Annotated in this window: 12 protein-coding genes; 7 read left to right on the plus strand and 5 right to left on the minus strand. The window is 59.7% G+C overall.

Annotated elements, in window-relative coordinates:
* Positions 1-39: 39 nt before the first annotated feature.
* The 3 genes from RY113_RS08675 to RY113_RS08685 form a co-directional block, all read right to left on the minus strand.
* On the minus strand, positions 40-1,704 hold the full coding sequence (locus tag RY113_RS08675; RefSeq protein ID WP_315914242.1) for an acyl-CoA dehydrogenase family protein: 1,665 nt from the start codon (positions 1,702-1,704) through the stop codon (positions 40-42).
* A gap of 64 nt (positions 1,705-1,768) precedes the next feature.
* Positions 1,769-2,452, minus strand: coding sequence for an alpha/beta hydrolase (locus RY113_RS08680; protein WP_315914377.1), 684 nt, complete (start codon positions 2,450-2,452; stop codon positions 1,769-1,771).
* A gap of 119 nt (positions 2,453-2,571) precedes the next feature.
* Positions 2,572-4,176 (minus strand): hypothetical protein, encoded by a 1,605-nt coding sequence (locus tag RY113_RS08685; protein WP_315914243.1) that lies wholly within the window; start codon positions 4,174-4,176, stop codon positions 2,572-2,574.
* 651 nt (positions 4,177-4,827) lie between these two features.
* On the opposite strand from RY113_RS08685, the gene RY113_RS08690 reads away from it, so the two are divergent.
* The 3 genes from RY113_RS08690 to RY113_RS08700 all read left to right on the plus strand — a co-directional run bounded on the left by RY113_RS08690 (position 4,828) and on the right by RY113_RS08700 (position 12,068).
* The gene (locus tag RY113_RS08690) at positions 4,828-7,287 is read left to right on the plus strand and encodes a helix-turn-helix transcriptional regulator (RefSeq protein WP_315914244.1); all 2,460 of its coding nucleotides are present in this window, start codon (positions 4,828-4,830) and stop codon (positions 7,285-7,287) included.
* Between the two features lie 125 nt (positions 7,288-7,412).
* A complete protein-coding gene (locus RY113_RS08695) occupies positions 7,413-10,055 on the plus strand; it encodes a glycosyl hydrolase family 18 protein (protein ID WP_315914245.1) in 2,643 nt (880 codons plus the stop codon).
* Between the two features lie 285 nt (positions 10,056-10,340).
* Entirely contained in the window at positions 10,341-12,068 is a 1,728-nt protein-coding gene (locus tag RY113_RS08700; protein WP_315914246.1) for a glycosyl hydrolase family 18 protein, read from the plus strand.
* 636 nt (positions 12,069-12,704) lie between these two features.
* Here RY113_RS08700 and RY113_RS08705 read toward each other — a convergent pair.
* Positions 12,705-14,216: an acetyl-CoA hydrolase/transferase family protein gene (locus RY113_RS08705; RefSeq protein WP_211315077.1), complete on the minus strand. Its 1,512-nt coding sequence runs from the start codon at positions 14,214-14,216 to the stop codon at positions 12,705-12,707.
* A gap of 291 nt (positions 14,217-14,507) precedes the next feature.
* On the opposite strand from RY113_RS08705, the gene RY113_RS08710 reads away from it, so the two are divergent.
* Genes RY113_RS08710 through RY113_RS08720 form a run of 3 tightly spaced genes read left to right on the plus strand, consistent with a single transcriptional unit; the run spans position 14,508 to position 15,680 of the window.
* The gene (locus RY113_RS08710) at positions 14,508-14,873 is read left to right on the plus strand and encodes a hypothetical protein (RefSeq protein ID WP_315914247.1); all 366 of its coding nucleotides are present in this window, start codon (positions 14,508-14,510) and stop codon (positions 14,871-14,873) included.
* Positions 14,873-15,238, plus strand: coding sequence for a hypothetical protein (locus RY113_RS08715; RefSeq protein WP_315914248.1), 366 nt, complete (start codon positions 14,873-14,875; stop codon positions 15,236-15,238). Before RY113_RS08710 ends, RY113_RS08715 begins: the two co-directional genes overlap by 1 nt.
* 49 nt (positions 15,239-15,287) lie before the next feature.
* On the plus strand, positions 15,288-15,680 hold the full coding sequence (locus RY113_RS08720; protein ID WP_315914249.1) for a hypothetical protein: 393 nt from the start codon (positions 15,288-15,290) through the stop codon (positions 15,678-15,680).
* A gap of 3 nt (positions 15,681-15,683) precedes the next feature.
* On the opposite strand, the gene RY113_RS08725 is transcribed toward RY113_RS08720, so the two are convergent.
* Entirely contained in the window at positions 15,684-16,604 is a 921-nt protein-coding gene (locus RY113_RS08725; protein WP_315914250.1) for a site-specific DNA-methyltransferase, read from the minus strand.
* A gap of 105 nt (positions 16,605-16,709) precedes the next feature.
* On the opposite strand from RY113_RS08725, the gene RY113_RS08730 reads away from it, so the two are divergent.
* Positions 16,710-19,205, plus strand: a complete 2,496-nt coding sequence (locus RY113_RS08730; protein WP_315914251.1) for an excinuclease ABC subunit UvrA — start codon at positions 16,710-16,712, stop codon at positions 19,203-19,205.
* Positions 19,206-19,218: the final 13 nt, after the last annotated feature.

The raw sequence follows: 19,218 nt of genomic DNA on the forward strand, positions 1-19,218 counted from the left end.
GCAGGTGGAACTCCGGGCTCGCAAGGGTCCGGAGTTCGGCTAGGCCCGCTCCAGAATTCCGGCTAGATCAGCCGACGCCGGGAGGTTGCCGTAGTTGAAGGAGCGCTCAAGCCCCAGCCGGGAGAACACAAACGCCTCAGATACGCTGGCCGGGGCGAAACGGATAAGCAAGGACGCCTGGAGCGCGAGCGCCATCTTCTCAACGATGTTGCGGGCTTGCCCGGCGAAGTTCAAGGGGGCCAGGCGGAGAGGCGCAAGTTCTTCCTTGAGCCGGGCCATAAAATCATCGAACACCGGGTGCGCCCCCGATGCCAGCCATAACTCGGCCAAGAACGCATCAACGGAATCCGGCTCCGTCCCCATGGCCCGCAAAACATCAAGGGCAATGACGTTGCCGGTGCCCTCCCAAATGGCCATGACCGGCTGCTCCCGGTAGCGCATGGCGAGGGGGAAGTCCTCAATGTATCCGTTGCCGCCCAAACATTCCATGGCTTCATAGGCGTGATTGGGTCCGCGCTTGCACACCCAATATTTGGTGACCGCAGTAGCAAGGCGGCGGAAGGCGCTCTCGGTTGGTCCGGCGTCGTAATCATAGGCGCGGGCCAAACGCATGCTGACAACGGTGGCAGCCTCGGACTCCAGCGCTAGGTCCGCTAGAACATTACTCATGGCGGGCTGGTCGATGAGCTTGGCTCCAAAGGCCTGCCGGTGCCGTCCATGCCAGAGAGCCTCGGCCACGGATTGGCGCATCCCGGCGGCGGTGCCCAGAATGCAGTCAAGCCGGGTGCGTCCCACCATGCCCATGATGGCGCGTACGCCGCGGCCGGGCTCACTGATCCGCCAGCCGTGGGTGTTTGAAAACTCCACCTCGCTGGAGGCATTGGATCGGTTTCCCAGCTTGTCCTTGAGCCTCTGCATCATGAAGGTGTTGCGTTCACCATCCGGGAGCACGCGCGCAACAAGGAAGCAGCCTAGGCCGGCATCCTCCTGTGCAAGAACCAAGAAGGCGTCAGACATGGGGGCGGAGCAGAACCATTTGTGGCCGGTGAGCAGATGGTGTTCGCCCTCCTGCACGGCGCGGGTGGTGTTAGCGCGAACGTCCGAGCCGCCTTGCTTCTCCGTCATGGTCATGCCGAAGAGCGCACCTGGCTTACCGTGCTGCAGCGCCGGTGAATAGTTGCGCGAGTAGAGCCGGGGCAACCATTCTTGCGCCAGTTCGGGTGCCAGCTGGAGGGTATCGACGGCGGCATGACTCATGGAAATGGGGCAGGCGTGGCCCGGTTCCACCTGCGCGAACAGCATGAACTGCGCAGCTCTGTGAGCATTGGCGCCCACCCCGGGCTTTTGCCATGCGGAGGTGTGGGCGCCGGCAGCCACCGCGGCACAGATGATCCGGTGGTAGGAGGGGTGGTACTCCACCTCGTCGATCCGCTGCCCATACTTACTGTGGGTGTGCAGGATGGGCGGGTTTTTGTGGGCCAGCCGGGCGTCGTCCTGGAACTGCGCTGAACCTACGACGGCGCCACTAGCTTCCAGCGTTGCCTCGCCTTCCGCTTCACCCACCGCTTGACCGACCGTGCGAAGATACTCCCGGAGCGGAATGTTCGCGGTGTACTCGTTGAGGTCCACACGCGGCGGCGGCTGGTTGGTAACACGGTGAGTTATATAAGGTCCGGACGTGATGCCGGCGTCATTGGCGGTCATGGCTTCAGGCTACGCCCTCCCGTCAAGGTCCACCGTGGCGTGGTTCCGGGCTCAGGGGTTGGCCTCAGTGACTGACCGATGCACAGGCCGCGTCCAAAAACTCCGCCACTTCACGCGGCCGCGAGAGCAGTGGGGCATGGCTGGAGGCAACCTCGGTGATGGCGGCCCCCATACGTTCCGCCATTTCTCGTTGCAGCACCGGCGGAACACAAAGATCCTCTGCGGAAACCCAGTAGTGCGACGGCAGATCCAACCACGCTGGCGAGCCAACTTTTACCCGGTCCAGGCCTATCCTCACCATCCGCTGGGTGGCCGCGGCGACGGCTACGTCTTCCGGGAGCGCATCGGCTGCCAGCACGTCCCCAAAATAATCCCTGTCTATATAGGTGTACTCCCCCGCAACCACCACATGCGCCGAGATGAGACTGCCAGGATACTTGCGCGAAAGCCCACTCACGGACTCCCCCTCCGCCGGTGCGAACGCAGCGATGTACGCGAGCGCCTTCACGGCTTCAACCCCGCGGGCGGCTTCGCCTATGACTGCCCCACCGTAGGACCAGCCCACCAGCAGCGCCGGCCCCTCTACAGTGGCAAGGGTCCGGCGGACGGAGGCAACGTCGTCGTCGAAGGTCTCAAGGGAAAGCTGGGCGGCGACAGGGGTGTGGCCCATGGCGCGCAACTCCGTAATGACCTTTGCCCAGCTGGATCCGTCCGACCACAACCCATGCACCAAAACTATGTTCGCCATCACGCACCTCTTCCTTGAGTTGCCCCCAAGATATCAAAGGGTATCCCCCGCCTGCACAAGGTGAGCTAGCGTTCGTCGAAAAGCCCCCAAAGGTGAGCTAGCGTCGGTAGGAGGGCGGGTCAGGTGCAGAGGAACACGCCGGCACGGTAACCGTAGTCGGCTTCCAAGGTGTCCACCCCGTTCGGGTTGTGGCCCGTCAGAGCTTCCTGGATGACCTCCGGCGGCGCCGGGAACTCCGCATTGAGATGACGCAGCGCCCACGCGTTGGACGTGAAGGCCCATTCGAACACCAGCAACGCCCCAATCACGGCAGCCCACGTCAGCACATGAGCCGCCGTCCACGGGATCTCCCGGTTCAGTGGCGCCATCACCATGGAGTGAGTGCTGAGCATGGCAAATCCAGCCGCGAAGAAGCCGGCAAAAACGGCGGCTTCAGTGGCTCCGAAGGAGACACCCGAGCGGATGAACCAACGGCTGCGCAGCATGAACTGCCAGTAGATAGCCGCATTAATTATGGTCAGTACCGTATAAAGCCACAGTGCAGCCAGCGTCCACCACGGCACATCCTGAACCATAGGCGGGACCAACAGCGTCCCTATCAGTGCCAATACTGCGATCAAATTCGGTGGGATGCCAATAAGTATGCGGGTCCGGCGGGCGGCCCTCGGCGTGGCTGCGTCGCTGGCCGCCGTCTCATCAGCCATCCACTGCGGCAGCCTCTTCAAAGCCGGGGCCGAACTCCCAGACTCAGCTACCCCACTCACAGTGGCAAGGTTCACGGCTGCGCCCGCCTGCGCAATGCCGGCGCGCGCTCCGGCAACTGTACCGTCCGGTTCCGTGCCGGGCCGGGCCACCAAATCCTCTTCGGAGGCGTGCACACCCGGCACCGGAAGATCGGTGAAGTGTGCAAATTTCTGCCCCACATAGCGGCGTTCAAGCAGGATCCGTTCCTGAACAAAGGGACGTTCGGGGTCAACCCACACGTCAAACTCATTGCCTATGGCCGGCGCCCACACCGTGTAGTCAAAGAAACGAATCCTTGAAGTCTCCATCCTGCCTTGAATCAGGTATTCCACATCCACGTGGAACATGGCTCGGTTGTCCAGAAGAAATTTCTCGTTCGTCACAGCCACTACCGTGCCTACGGTGTGTTGGCCGCTGGCAATGATATCCCAATGAATTCGGTGTTCTTCTCTGGCCTTGAGCCACATAATCCGCGCCAGCCGTAGGACCTTGACACTCCAAACCAGCAAGGGCAGAGACAGCCCAATCAGCAGCAACATCTCCAACCAATCACCCGAGACTGCACGAATGATCGCCGCCGCCACGGTCCCCAGAAACAGTCCTACCAGCACCGATGCTTGGGCGATTCGCCGGCCCCGCTCCGGGACCACGGCGCGCCCAGCGTGCGCTGAAACTACTTTGATGTCCCCATAGCCCAGCACGTGCATGACGTCTTTGCCGATCTCATGCCCGATCCGGACAGCTCCCACCACACCAATGACAAAGAGGAGGGCCGGCAGGAAGTGACTAACGTCTTCAAAGACGCGGCTCATCTTGACAGGCGAGAAGAAGCCCAACATGGACACTGCCAGCGCCCACAGGAACACCACCAGGGCGCAGGCGCGCCACGTCTTCACCACGTAGCCAGCCCACACCACGGGGGACGTGGGCACGGGAACGGTTTTTGCCCCTAGCACGGCTCGGGACATGGGATACGCCACGGCTCCCCCCTCCAGTTGGCTGAACTTTCATTGTGCCCATGGGCGCCGGTGATGTCGAGTTCGGTCAGAGCTCGGCGAGTCGCCAGGTCCTGTCCTCGCCCGCGCCCCAGACGCCGTTGCGGTGGCTGCGATGGCGTCCTGCAAATGTGACAGCTGACCTGCCGGATCCCGGTACCAGCTCAACCACCACACACGGAACATGCTCCAGCCCAGTCCGGCGAGCACCGATTTGCGCAGCCGGTCCCGATTTCCTCAAGACCATCCGCCCATCCCTATATCTCGCCACCCGAATATCATCCTTCACCCATCGGAATCAATAGGATTCCGGACCAAACCCCGTTTATACCCCCACAGGACTCAAAATAAGCGCGAACTTGGGTCTAGTAGGAGGCCGCGACCTTGCAACTATCCGCGAGTCAAGGTTTGGCTCTTCCTACTCACTTCTACGCAAGTCTTCTGCGCAAGTTCAGGCTCTATCTGGCTTCATTTTCACCACAGCGGGTCGGGGAAGTTGGTCACGCGGCTTAGCGGCCAAAAACCACGGCCATTGACCTTAAGGCTAGTTGCAGCTCCCCTGAAGCGAGTCAGCTTGTTCAGACTGCTAGCCTACTACCAGCGCGTCACAGATGACGCTTCAAATGGAAGGCTTCAATGGTGCAAATTCTCCCTTTGGCCCACACTGCCGTGGGCGAAGTTCCGGAATTGCTGGAGTTTCTCTCACAAGCAGGAATCTCCTTGGCACCCCATGTGGCTGCAGCTTTGGTCACAGACCTAGCCTCAGACATTGAAGCTGTACTTGAGGTGGCTAGAGCCCTCACCCCCTCCCAGCTTTCCGGCCACTCTGCACTCCCAGACCCGCTGCCTTTGATGCCAGGGCTAAGGGCGCGGATAGGTGCCGCCGGTGACGAGCTCGACGCCGAAGACCGAGCAGGCCTGCTGGCTGCGGCAATCTGTGTCGAGGACCGCACCGACGTGCTTCTGGAACAGCAGCACGTCACCATGAGCGAACTCATAGCCAGCCGGCGGGGCACCCATCTGCTCTTCGTGGCAGGACATTTTTCCTTTGTTGACCCCCGCATGCGTATATGGGTCCATGGTTCGGCAACCCTAGCCGAACGGACAAACGCCCACATCGAGATGCAGCGCGCTTACACCGCCATGGGGGATATGGACAAAGCGATCTGGCACGAGTCACTGGCGACCCTTGAGGGTGATAACTTACTTGTCCCATCGCTGCTGCGCCTCTCTCGCAAAGCGAACGCGGCTAACAATGCAGTCTGGGCGCATGCCATTGCCCGCGAAGCTGCCAGTCATGCCGTGGGTGCTGAATTATTTCAAGCACAGCTATGCGCTGGTGAGGCCGCGCTCAACCTTGGGCAAGTGGGCGACGCCGCCACTTGGCTTGGTGGAGCCTTGTCATCTCCGGATGTGTTGGTGGCTGCCCGGGCACTGCCGGCATTCATTCACGCCGAGTCGCTCTTGGCAGGGGAGGCGCCCACCGTGGCCCTAGCTCGCTACAGTGAAGCCTTCCTCAGCCGAGCCCAGGCCCTGGATGCGGCGGGGTTCGCTACCGTTGCCCGCCAGGTTGCCAAGGCCACTGGGTTGGCAGCCGGGCTGTGCGCGGCACGGGGCATGCTCGAGGAGGCCGAGGGGCTATTAACCATGGCTGAGCGGCTTGTGGAAGTTCACAAGATTGACGGGCTGCCACTCTGCGCAGCACGGCTCTGGTGCGCGAACTTTGGCGGACCCACCATTGAGCCGGAATACGCCTGCCGGTGCCGCGGGTGCCTTGACGGCCTGCCTGATAATTCCGGTGCGCGCGTGGTTATGGAGGCGTTGACGCTAGGACTTGATGACGATCCCTACGCGGGTCTGCGCTTACTAAAAGAGGGTCCAGAAGCCGGTCGGTCTATGACGGTAAGTAACCGAGGCGGTGGGCTGCAATGGGCACCAACACCGCTGGGACTTGCTTACGGGGCAGTCGTGGCAGCGTTACTTCAGCTATGGCTCGGAGATGTCTCACGAGCAGCAGCCGAACTAGGGCGAGCGGCCGCGTCCGTGCCCGTGGGCCTGCCATTTTTCGGCCTCGGTGTTATCGTAGCCCGGCGACTTGACGTGCTCACCACCGGGCAAGTGGGCACCGTGGCCCATGCCATGGAAGCTAGCTATCCGGCCGGTAGCTCTGCCTTCATTCGCACCGGTGATCTCATGGACCGGACGTTGAGTGCATATCTGGATGGCCGGATCGAAGAAGCCTCCACTTTGGGCAGACTGGCTGCTGAACGCTCGTTGCGTGGTGCCGCGTCGCCACTGCATGTCCCTGGCTTTGATGAGATGACACCGCACCAGAGTGAAGCGGGTAGTGCTGGGGCCAGGGTGCACGATGATGGCATCAACGGACCACAGATGCCATCTGGCCACCGCCGGGCCAGCTCCGCCCGCATGGCTCTTTGCGCCACCAGCGCCTCCCGTTTTGCCAAGGACTATGAATACGCAGAGAGAGTCAGCGTGACGCTGCGGTCCCAATATGAACGGGCCCGCACGGAATTCGTCATTGGCCGGACATGTCTAGAACACGGTACGCCCGGCGTTGCCCGGGAACACCTCGTGGTGGCTGCCGATCTCTTCCGGGAAATCGGTGCCCTGGCGTGGCTGCGCTGCGTAGAAAACACTCTCAGCAATATGCCGGAGCCGCCAAGCCACCTCGATGCCCCTACGTTGGAACCGGATATACCCACGGAGACGGTGACCATCAGCGCCGCAGCTGCACCGCGGGTAGCCGCGGGCTCGAAGGAAGCTTTGGCACACTCCAGCGGCCCTCAAGGAGGATCTTTGGCATCAGCTAAGTCCGTGAACGTGCGCGGGGACGGACCTCTGCAACGCTTCCGCCAAGCGTGGGGTGAACAGCTGACCGAGAGGGAAATGGAAGTAGCCATGTTGGTTGTTGATGGTGCGTCAAACAGGCAAGTTGCGGCACAGTTGCATGTTTCTGTACGCACGGTGGAAGTTCACGTGGGCCGCATCTTTGCCAAGCTCAGCGTCCGTTCCCGTGTGGAACTAAGCGTGTTGGCGCACCGTATGGGCAGCGAATGGATACCTGCTTGTACGTAGTGACACCTATGCGTGTTTGTGCTGATGTGCGGTGGCCATGGCCATGGATAGCCTTGGGCCAGCAAGCGTAGGAGCTTACTTCCTGCGCTGCAGCGGTCTCATTCGCACAGCAGAACAGGAAATTCATGCAGACACCAACATTGCCAAGATGGCGGCACCGCAGTGCCGCCATCGTGACGGGGTTCGCCCTCGTTGCCTCAATAGGCATAACGACCCAGGTGGCTTATGCCTCCCCCTCTGGGACCACCACAACTAAGGCGTGCGCCACTCCGTGGGCCCCGGCCAGCTCGTACAGTTCAAACGCAGTGGTCTCCCACCAGAGCGTGAACTACTCTGCCAAGTGGTGGACCCAGAACAACGTCCCGGGCTCTGATCCTTGGGGCCCGTGGACTAGTCAGGGCACATGCGGCACCGTAACCGATCCGACGCCTACGCCTACGCCTACGCCGACGCCAACCGCGGTTCCGACCACAACTCCCACTGCTGTTCCGACAGCAACCCCAACCACGCCGCCACCCACAACTCCTGCGGCCGGAACCCCTTGGACATCAAACCCGGATGAGAAGTGCCGGCCCGACGGCCTGTACCAAACCCCCGGCGTCAATGTGCCGTATTGCTCCGTCTATGACGAAGCTGGCAGGGAACTCCTTCCCAATGGACTAGAACAACGCGTGATCGGCTATTTCACCAGCTGGCGCACCGGTGAGAACGGCGCCCCACGCTACCTCGCCAGTGACATCCCGTGGAAGAAACTCAGCCACATCAACTACGCCTTTGCCCACATTGACAAGAACAACAAAGTCTCCGTAGGTGCAGAGACACCCGGTAATGCGGCCACTGACCTGACGTGGCCCGGTGTTGCTGGCGCAGAGATGGACCCAACGTTGCCTTACAAGGGGCACTTGAACCAGCTGAAGAAGTTCAAGAAGGAAAACCCTGGAGTGAAAACTCTGGTTTCAGTTGGTGGTTGGGCCGAGACCGGTGGTTACTTCGCTGCTGATGGCACTCGTGTTGGGGATGGCGGCTTCTATACGTTGACCGAATCCCAAGCAAAGATCGATACCTTCTCCGATTCAGCCGTGGAATTCATCCGCAAGTATGGCTTTAGTGGTGTGGATATCGATTACGAATACGCCACTAGCAACTCCAAAGCGGGTAACCCGGATGACTTTGCTATCTCGGAGCCTCGCCGAGCCGTGCTCTTTGAGAACTACATGAAGCTAATGAAGACTCTGCGCGAAAAACTGGACAAAGCCAGCGTTGCTGATGGCACTTACTACCAGCTCACAGTTGCCGCTCCGGCCTCGGGCTGGCTGTTGCGTGGCATGGAAGCGCATCAGGTTGTTAAATACTTGGACTTCGTTAACATGATGAGCTATGACTTGCACGGCGCATGGAATAACTTCGTGGGCGGCAACGCGGCGCTCTTCGACGATGGCAAAGATCCAGAGCTCGCCGCTGGTGGCGTGTACAACGCCTATAAGGGCATCGGCTACTTGAACTCTGACTGGGCATACCACTACTTCCGCGGCGCAATGCCAGCTGGTCGCATCAACCTAGGAGTGCCTTTCTACACTCGCGGCTGGACTAACGTACAGGGCGGAACCAATGGCCTCTACGGTAGCTCCGTGTTGGCCGACCAGAACAAGTGCGCTCCCGGAACCGGGCCTAAAGCCGGCGGAAACTCCAAGTGTGGTGACGGTGCCGGGGGCATCGACAACCTGTGGCATGACAGCGATCCGATGGGTGGCGAATTGGCCGCCGGGGCTAACCCAATATGGCATGTGCTGAACCTGCAAAAGGGTGTTGTGGGCGATTACGCGGCTTCCTATGGTTCACCGACGGGTGCTCTCAAGGGCACTTACACACGCCATTTTGATAACGTCACCAAAAATGAGTGGTGGTGGAATGACACCACAAAGACATTCCTTAGCGGCGACGCCGATCAGGCGATCCAAGCCAAGGCAGACTACGTGGCAGATAAGGGCCTGGGCGGGGTCATGATTTGGGAGCTCGCCGGTGACTACGAGTACAACGCCAGCAAGGGCCAGTACGAGATGGGCTCCACACTGGTAAATAAAATCCATTCAACCCTGTCCGCGTCCAAACCCTATGGGGCCACCAAGGCCAACGTGAAGATGCCCACCAACGCCATTGACCTTGGTGTTGAACTGAAAAACTTCGCCTTGGGTGACAACAACTACCCCATCAACCCAGAAGCGCACTTCACGAATAACTCCAAAACCACCATCCCGGCCGGTGCAACTATCACCTTTGACAGTGCAACAAGCGATACGGGTGAGATGAAGGAACAGAGCGGCTGGTCTATCACAAAGGATTCCAGCGATCACACCGGCAGTAACGTCGGCGGGCTCAAGGGTGACTTCCATACCTACACCATCAAGGTACCCGCCGGGGGCATTGCGCCCGGCGCTACCGTCAGTACCAAGCTGGCATGGACGCTACCTACCTCGATGATTTCCAACTTCCGGGTCAGTATTGGTTCAGAACAGTATGCTCTCCTGACCGATTACCCTCGTGGCGTGAGCGTGGTGGAGCCCTCCGCGGGCACTGGCGGCGGCAACGGCGCGGGCCCGGTTGAGAGCTGTAATGGTGCTGTTACATGGTCCGCTGCAGCGGTCTACACCGGCGGGGCTGTTGTAGCTCACGCAGGCTCCAGTTATAAGGCCAAGTGGTGGACCCAGGGTGAAGTCCCCGGTTCCGGCGCTGCCAACGCTTGGGGTTCTCCCATCCTGTGCGGCAAGTGAGGCCTTTCCTGCTGACACGGGAAACGTAACACCACAGATCGTGAGCATCTAACACAAAGACGGCGGGATTCTTCGGAATCTCGCCGCCTTTATGTCCATGAGTGGGGGGAAAAGTAGAGGAAAAGAAAAAATTCCTGCCATCACGGCAATCTAAGTATTACTACTTAGATCAATGTCAGCGGGAAAAGTATGTGGATCATGCTGATGTGACATGCGCCACCGACGAATAGCGTTGTTCCTGGACGACGGTGCGATACGCGCACCTCACTGTTCAAAGGACTGCTCATGTCAGAAAAAATCAAACGGCCCAGACGCCTTACTAAGCTGTGGGCTGCTGTAGCGGCGGGCACCATGGTTGCCGGATTGGCAGGGGGCGTGGGTGCCCTCGGTGCCAATGCTGCACCGCCCAACACCGCGGCCGATGCCCCCCTCACTTCAACGGTCAACGGCTACCGCAACGTTGGCTACTTTGCACAATGGGGAGTGTATGGACGCGCATTCCAGGCAAAGCAGCTAGACGTCTCCGGTACAGCCAAAAACCTCACTCACATCAACTACTCTTTCGGTAACATCAACAACCAGACATTGACCTGTTTTATGGCCAATAAGGCGCAGGGAACCGGTCCCAACGGCTCCGATGGAGCCGGCGATGCTTGGGCAGACTTCGGCATGGGTTATGCGGCCGACAAGTCCGTCTCAGGCAAGGCTGATACTTGGGATCAGCCTTTGGCTGGTTCATTCAACCAGCTCAAGCAGTTGAAGGCTAAAAACCCCAAACTCAAAGTCATGATCTCTTTGGGCGGCTGGACCTGGTCCAAGAACTTCTCCAAGGCCGCAGCCACTGAGCAGTCCCGCCAGAAGCTGGTTTCCAGCTGCATTGACCTATACATCAAGGGCAACCTGCCAAACTTCGAAGGTCGCGGCGGCGCTGGTGCGGCGGCCGGGATTTTTGACGGCATTGACATTGACTGGGAATGGCCGGGCACAAACTCCGGTCTAGAAGGCAACGGTGTAGACACCGTCAATGATCGTGCAAATTTCAAGGCTCTACTGGCGGAGTTCCGTAAGCAGCTTGACGCTTACGGCTCAACGAATAATAAGAAGTACGTCCTGAGCGCCTTCCTGCCTGCTAATCCTGCGGACATCGATGCAGGTGGCTGGGATGACCCTGCCAACTTCAAGTCCTTGGACTTTGGCAGTATCCAGGGCTATGACTTGCACGGTGCGTGGAACCCCACGCTCACCGGTCACCAGGCCAATCTGTATGACGACCCCGCGGATCCTCGCGAGCCGAGCAAGAAATTCAGTGCCGATAAGGCCGTGAAAAAGTACCTTGCAGCTGGCATTGACCCGAAGCAGCTGGGACTAGGGCTAGCAGCCTACGGCCGCGGCTGGACAGGTGCAAAGAACGTTTCCCCTTGGGGCCCTGCCACTGATGGCGCTCCCGGCACTTACGAAAAGGCCAATGAGGACTACGACAAGCTAAAGACGCTTGGCACGGACCACTACGACGCCGCAACCGGATCTGCGTGGCGCTATGACGGCACCCAGTGGTGGAGTTATGACAACATTGCCACCACTAAGCAAAAAACTGACTACATTGTCAGCAAGGGACTTGGCGGCGGCATGTGGTGGGAGCTCTCTGGCGACCGCAACGGTGAGCTGGTAGGCGCAATGTCTGATAAGTTCCGCGCTGCAGCGCCGGGTCCTGTCACTGAAGCAGCACCCCCGTCCACGACGAACCCCACTCCTACTCCTACACCTACACCGACCACTGCTCCGACTCCCACTCCTACCCCGACCACCACTCCGACAGTCACTCCCACAACACCGCCCACAACTCCGCCCACCGGGTCAGGCTGTGCCGCTCCTTGGAGCGCAACAGCGACCTATCTCGGCGGTTCCAAGGTGTCCCATGGCGGCATCAGTTACAAGGCCAAATGGTGGACCCTAAATGAGAAGCCCGGCGCTTCACAGTGGGGACCTTGGGAAGCCACAGGAGCCTGCAACTAGGGCATATCTCCTCATGCGGCGCAACAGTTGATTACGGTCGGCAGTACGGCTGTTAAGCCTTAGCGTGTGGAAAGTTTTGAAAGAAGTACGTTTATCCCTCATGCCCGGTTCCGGGCAGGTCTTAGACCTCCCGGAACCGGGCTGATCGATGTTAAAGGCATCCCTGGGGAGTGATTGCCCTCCGCATCCTCAAACGCGAGCCTATCTAGGGCAAAGTCCCAAGACATCTTCAACGCTGGTGCAGGCGTTTACACACGCTCAGGATCTGAGTTTCATTCGTATCAGCTACCGTGGCCACATGCATTTACTGGCTGACGGGCACGCCCAACGCCGCGGCACTGGATCAGTGATCTCGGGTGCTGGAAATTCAGTAGCTTGTGGCGACGCTCCAGGGCCAGCAGGCCCTCACGCCAGGCCTTCATTTGGCTTTTCCGCTTACTCAGCTGCATCCCTGCCGGCATCGTGTCCACCGCCGTCGGCTCACCATCCACCCGCTGCCCACGCACTAATCACTCGCCGGGGCGCAAAAAGCCCCGTCCTTGCAACCAAAAGGCAGAAAGAACGGGGCTTTGCGGTGTGGCGAGCCAAGCTACTCGGGCCACAGGCACCACAAAAAATCAGCCAACGTGGGCTTAACTACAGGCGCATATCACCGGTTTCAATGTAGCGCTGGTGCCAGGACAGGGCCTCGCCCATCAGGTGCGGGGTGTGCTTGCCGTACGAATCCCTTGAGGCGCGGGCAAAGTAGTCCTCGAGCATGGGCTTGTAGTCCGGGTGCGCACACTTTTCGGTGATGACGCGGGCGCGCTGCTTCGGCGCCAAACCACGCAGGTCAGCCAGGCCCTGTTCGGTGATGATAAGCATGGTGTCATGCTCAGTGTGGTCCACGTGGCTGGCCATGGGAACAATGCCGGAGATCTTTCCGCCCTTGGCAGTGGAAGGGGACATGAACGCACCCAAGTAGCCGTTGCGGGCGAAATCGCCGGAGCCGCCAATGCCGTTCATGACGTGTGAGCCAACAACGTGGGTGGAGTTTACGTTGCCGTAAATGTCCGCTTCGATCATGCCGTTCAGGGCAATACAGCCCAGGCGGCGGATCAATTCGGGGTGGTTGGAAATCTCCTGGGTGCGGAAAACAATGCGCTCACGGTAGAAGTCGACGTTGCGGTTGAACTCCTCAATGCCAGCCTCGGAGAGGGAGAAGGAGGTGGCCGAGGCGAACGCCAGGGTGCCGTCCTTGATCAGCTCAAGCATTCCGTCCTGGATCACTTCGGTGTAAGCCTTCAAACCGCGGTATCCACCACGGGACAGTCCTGCCAGCACAGCGTTGGCAATGTTACCCACGCCAGACTGCAGCGGCAGCAGCTTATCCGTCAGGCGTCCGGTCTTGATCTCCCCGTCCAGGAAGTCCAGCAGGTGTGAGGCAATCTGGGTGGAGGCCTCATCCGGGGCGGCGAAGGCAGAGAGCCGGTCCGGCGCGTCGGTCTCCACCACGGCAATGACCTTGTTCATGTCAACGTCCAGGTAGGCCTGGCCAATTCGGTCTTCCGGTGCCACGAGCGCGATGGGCTTACGATGCGGCGGCAGCGCAGTGCCGTAGTAGATGTCGTGCATGCCTTCCAGCTGCGCGGATTGCTGCGCGTTGACCTCAAGAATCACGGCGTCGGCCATGTCCAGCCAAGTCTTGTTGTTGCCCACCGAGGTGGAGGGAATCAGCGATCCGTCCTCGCGAATGCCCACCACTTCAACGATCGCAATGTTGATGCCGCCGTAGAAACCGAACCAGGTGTGCTGGGCAACGTGGCTGAGATGGATGTCCATGTAGTCGAGGTCGCCGTCGTTAATACGCTTGCGCAGAGCTGGATCTGACATGTACGGCAGGCGCAGTTCCATGCCGCCCACTTTGGCCAAGACACCGTCCAGTTCAGGGGCGGTGGAGGCGCCGGTGAGGACCTTGATCTTGAAATCAGTTCCGGCGGCGTGCGCGGTTTCCATCTGTGCAGCGAGCGCCTGCGGCACTGCTTTAGGGTAGCCCGCACCGGTAAAGCCACTCATGGCGACGGTCATTCCGGGCTTGATCAGCGCAGCTGCCGCCTCGGCCGACATACGCTTTTCCAACAATCCGGCATGGCGAATACGATCGTGCACAGTGGCCCTCTTTCAAGATTTTTTGCGGGACATCCGTCCAATGTCACCCAGACCACTATAGACGGTGATGCAGAATACACCCAGCCGGGCGGTGCGTCCACAGATTTCATAGAATTGATGTACCACGGCGCTCGTTGGGCGCAGGCTGCGGGTGGCACTTAACGCTGGCCTGTCAATTGTGAACGGGGAGTCTCAGCACAGTCTCAGCTTCACGGAGAGGAAAGCCTTGTTGGTACTTCACGGACACGAAGCGAACGCAAGTTCCGTCGCCAATACTGGTAGAACTAGAACATGACTGAGAACTCCCACCTTGAACCCACGCCAACCGAGCGCGTAAAACAAGAACGCTCCCAGCTCACCGGCACCCTCGTGGCGCTCATCGGCTGGGCTGTGGTGGTGGTGCCGATCATTTTGATGGCGGTCTTCATCCTTGCCGCCGTCCTGGAGCCTTCGCAGAGCATGGCATCGCCAGCCCGCTTGGCCCTGATTTTTGGCGGCGCAGTCCTACTGTTCTGCATGATTGCCGCTCCTCACCTGCTGGGCCAGGCGGTGCGGTTTAAGGAGCGGGCCATGTGGCGGGCAGCACTGATCACCGGAATTCCCACCGTGTGCGTCATTTTGTACTTCGTGTTCCGCTGGCTGAGCAATCTGGGCTGATGGCCTACCTCAGCAACTCCAACCACGCCCCTGAGCCAACCTCTGCTAAGGAGATCCCGGCGCTCAAAGCGAGGGGTAACTTGGGTGGGGCCGTCGCCATCACGGTCATCCGGTGGCTAGTATTTTCTCCGGCTTACCTGGTCTTTGCTGGTTTTTCCCTCATGGCTGCATTGATGAGCTCCGGCAACGGGGATTCTAATAATTCCAATTTCTATGGGCAGTCTTTTTTCGTCGGCGCTTCTGCAGTAGCTTCCCCTTTACTACTCGGGATGGCACTTTACCGGCGCAGCACGGGCTTGTTGATTTTTGGCGCCTTAGCCACCATCCCTGCCATTCTTGGCCTCATTCACGTAGCTACTGGATGACTCTAAGTGAATACAGTCCACACTCAGCACGGCATGCCAAAATAAGCCCATGCCCCGTCCTCACCGCGAGATCCCGTCCCAGCGCCTAGCCACATCACGCGCTGAGCCAGCCACTGCAGCTAGGCCCCAGCGCGGACTCTGGCTGGCCATTGTCATCACCGTTGCCGGCTGGGCGTTGCTGGTTTACCCCGCGTTGTTGCTGGCACTGCTCTCTATCATCGTCATGACGGGAACTCTGGACACAGCGGTCACGGGCCCCGGTATTGCCTTGGGCGTTGTGGGATTTCTGGCCACCTTGGCCATGCTGGCTTTTCCGCTGATGCTGGGCCTTGCGGTGAAAGCACCACGCCGCTCACTCTGGATTGCGGCGTGCTTCACCGGAGTGATTACCATTGCAGCCTGCATTTACGTTGCGGTGGAGTGGCTGGTCCCCTTCGGCTGAGGGTTACTTGGCGCTCTCGTGCTTAATAAAGGTGACCTGCTCCGGGTCCAGGCGTGTGCGCATAACTTCAATGGCTTCGGGGTTTTGATCCACCATGACAAAGCGGCGGCCCAGCTCCAAAGCGGCGGCCCCGGTGGTGCCACTGCCACCAAAGAAATCCAGTACCCAGTCCCCCGGCTCGGTGCTGGCTTGGATAATGCGGCGAAGGACCCCGAGGGGCTTCTGGGTGGGGTACCCAGTTTTTTCGCGGCCCATCGGGGAAACAATGGTGTGCCACCAAGTATCGGTGGGCAGCTTACCCAGTTCCCGCTTTTCGGGTGTGACCAGCCCGGGCGCCATGTAGGGCTCGCGGTCTACTTCGGTGCTGTTGAAGTAATAGGTTTTGGGGTTTTTGACGTAGACAAGGATGTTGTCGTGTTTGGCGGGCCAACGCTTTTTGGAGCGGGCGCCGTAGTCATAGGCCCAGATGATTTCGTTGAGAAAGCACTCGCGGCCAAAGAGGGCATCTAGCAGTACCTTGGCATAGTGGACCTCGCGGTAGTCCAGATGCAAGTAGAGAGTGCCATCATCTTTGAGGAGACGCCAGGCTTCTTCTAGCCGGGGCTCCAAAAATTCCCAGTAGTCGCCGAAGGAATCGTTGTAGCTTAGCGTCAAGCCCTTGATGGTTTCATAGCTGCGGCCTTGAAAACCTACGCGGGAGCCTGTTTCGCTGCGGACGTTGGTCATGTTTTGGCGCGCTTGAACCTTGCCGGTGTTAAAGGGCGGGTCAATGTAGATCAGGCGGAAACTTTCATCCGGCAGTGTGCCTAAAAAGCTGAGGTTGTCCCCTTCTGCAACGAGGTTCCCACTCTCCGAATGCCAAGCTGCTGCCGGCTTTTTAGCCGGGGTAGCACTCAGGGTGGAATCACTCGCGTCGATTGTCATGCTTCAAGGCTAGCCGGGCGGTGGTAGGCCGCGAAATGCAGGGAGTAGGTACAGGCATTGGGCACTAGGACAGCGCCTAGGCAAAATTCACGTTAGGGTCGATAAATGGGATCGTCTCTAAGTACAGCTCTGACCACCACCAGCCCTGAGCACTCAGGATTTGTCCAAGTCCGCGGTGCCCGCGAGAACAATCTGAAAAACGTGGACGTGGATGTCCCCCGCGACTCCATTGTCGCCTTCACCGGCATCTCAGGGAGCGGTAAGTCCTCGCTGGCCTTTGGCACTATTTTCGCTGAAGCCCAACGCCGCTATTTTGAATCCGTGGCTCCCTACGCGCGCCGTCTCATTCAGCAAGGAAACACGCCCCGGGTGGAGTCCATTTCGGGACTTCCACCGGCAGTGGCCATGCAACAGCGCCGCGGAACGCCCAGCACCCGCTCTTCAGTGGGGACAGTAACAACTCTTTCAAACTCAGTACGGATGTTGTTTTCTCGGGCAGGTGATTACCCTAAGGGCGCTGAGATCTTGTACTCGGATTCCTTCTCACCTAACACGGTGGCGGGTGCCTGCCCGGTGTGCCACGGCTTGGGAACAGCCCACACCGTGACCGAAGAATTACTGGTACCGGACCCACACCTCACCATTCGGGAAGGGGCGGTTGCGGCGTGGCCCAGCGCTTGGCAAGGTAAAAACCTCCGCGACATTCTCAGCCATCTGGGCTACAACGTTGACGTTCCGTGGAAGAAGCTGCCTAAAAAAGAACGTGATTGGATCCTCTTTACCGAAGAGCAACCTGTTGTTGAGGTGACCCCACAAAGGGACCGGGTGGCCAAACCCTACAAGGGAAGGTTCTGGAGCGCCCGCAGCCATGTTTTGCACACTCTGGCCAACACCAAGAGTGCACCTATGCGTGAGAACGCCCTGAGATTCATGCATTCAGGGCCCTGCCCAGAATGTGGTGGGAGCGGGCTGAAAGTTGCGGCCATGGCGGTGACGGTGGAGGGTAAAGACATTTCCGCCATGAATGCCCTGCCGCTGACGGAACTCGCTGAGGTACTGCAGAAGATCATGACCGGCCCTGCTGGCGAGGATGGGAGCCGTGAGGCCGTTGCAGGCGCCATTGCCCATGATCTGCACCAGCGCATAACAGTGCTGCTGGATCTGGGATTAGGGTATCTGAGCCTGGGCCGCAGCACGCCCACCCTCTCCCCCGGAGAGATGCAGCGCTTACGCATTGCCACCCAGCTCCGTTCTGGACTTTTCGGGGTCATCTACGTTCTGGATGAACCGTCAGCGGGGCTGCATCCGGCCGACGCCGAGCCTCTGCTGGAGGTCCTCCAACAGCTCAAACGTTCCGGAAATAGCGTCTTCATTGTTGAACACAACATGGACATGGTCCGGCGTGCCGACTGGCTCGTTGATGTAGGTCCCCAGGCAGGTGAAGCCGGTGGCCGGATTGTTTACAGCGGCCCAGTTCCGGGGATTGCCCATGTTCAAGAGTCAGTCACGCGGCCCTTCCTATTGGAAGGGGCTTCCCCGTCTGCGCCCATAGCGCAGGATGCTGAAAGGGCTACCGGCACCTCCGCAGTGCGCAGAGATCCCCAAGGCTGGTTGGAATTGGTAGGTATCAGCTCCCACAATCTTGAGAACGTTGATGCGCAGATCCCTAGGAACGTTCTGACAGCCATTACTGGGGTATCCGGTTCTGGGAAGTCCACGTTATTGCAGGTGCTGAACAGTACTGCTGGCGGCCAGCGCGAAGGCGATGACTGCGCCCCGGAGGACATTGCGGGAACAAGAGGGTTCGGCGGCGTAGACCGTGTGGTTCCCGTGGACCAGCGCCCCATTGGACGGACACCGCGCTCCAACCTGGCTACGTACACAGGAATGTTCGACGCCGTCCGGCGTGAGTTCGCTGCCACACCCGAGGCCCGGGCGAAGGGATTTACCGCGGCCCGGTTTTCTTTCAACGTTGCGGGTGGGCGCTGTGAAACATGCTTGGGTGAAGGCGCCGTGGCGGTGGAACTACTGTTCCTTCCGGGTAGTTACGGCCCCTGCCCCGTCTGCCACGGTTCCCGGTTCAATGATGAGACCTTGGCAGTGCTGTACAAGGGAAAATCAATTGCCGATGTTCTGGCGCTGACGGTGGATGCGGCAGCGCAGGTGCTCGCAGGCATTCCTGCTGCGGCAAGAAGCTTAGCAACCCTGCGTGAAGTGGGGCTGGGCTACCTCCGGCTGGGTCAGCCTGCCACGGAACTCTCAGGTGGTGAAGCGCAGCGGATCAAACTTGCCACCGAATTGCAGCGCCCGCGGCGCGGCCACACCTTGTATCTCCTGGATGAACCCACCACAGGGCTGCACCCTGCTGATGTTCAGTTGTTGATGCATCAGCTCAACCGGTTGGTGGACGCCAACAACACTGTTGTGGTTGTGGAGCACGAGATGGACGTGGTGGCCGCCGCCGATTGGGTCATTGATTTAGGACCCTCGGGAGGATCCGCCGGTGGCCGCATCATGGCAACCGGGTTACCCGAGAACGTAGCCACTGCTGAGGAAAGCCGCACCGCACCTTATTTGGCGGCCGCGTTGGCCAGACGATAGTTGGGAGAGCCCA

Source organism: Arthrobacter sp. lap29, assembly GCF_032458965.1.
GTDB lineage: Bacteria > Actinomycetota > Actinomycetes > Actinomycetales > Micrococcaceae > Specibacter > Specibacter psychrochitiniphilus.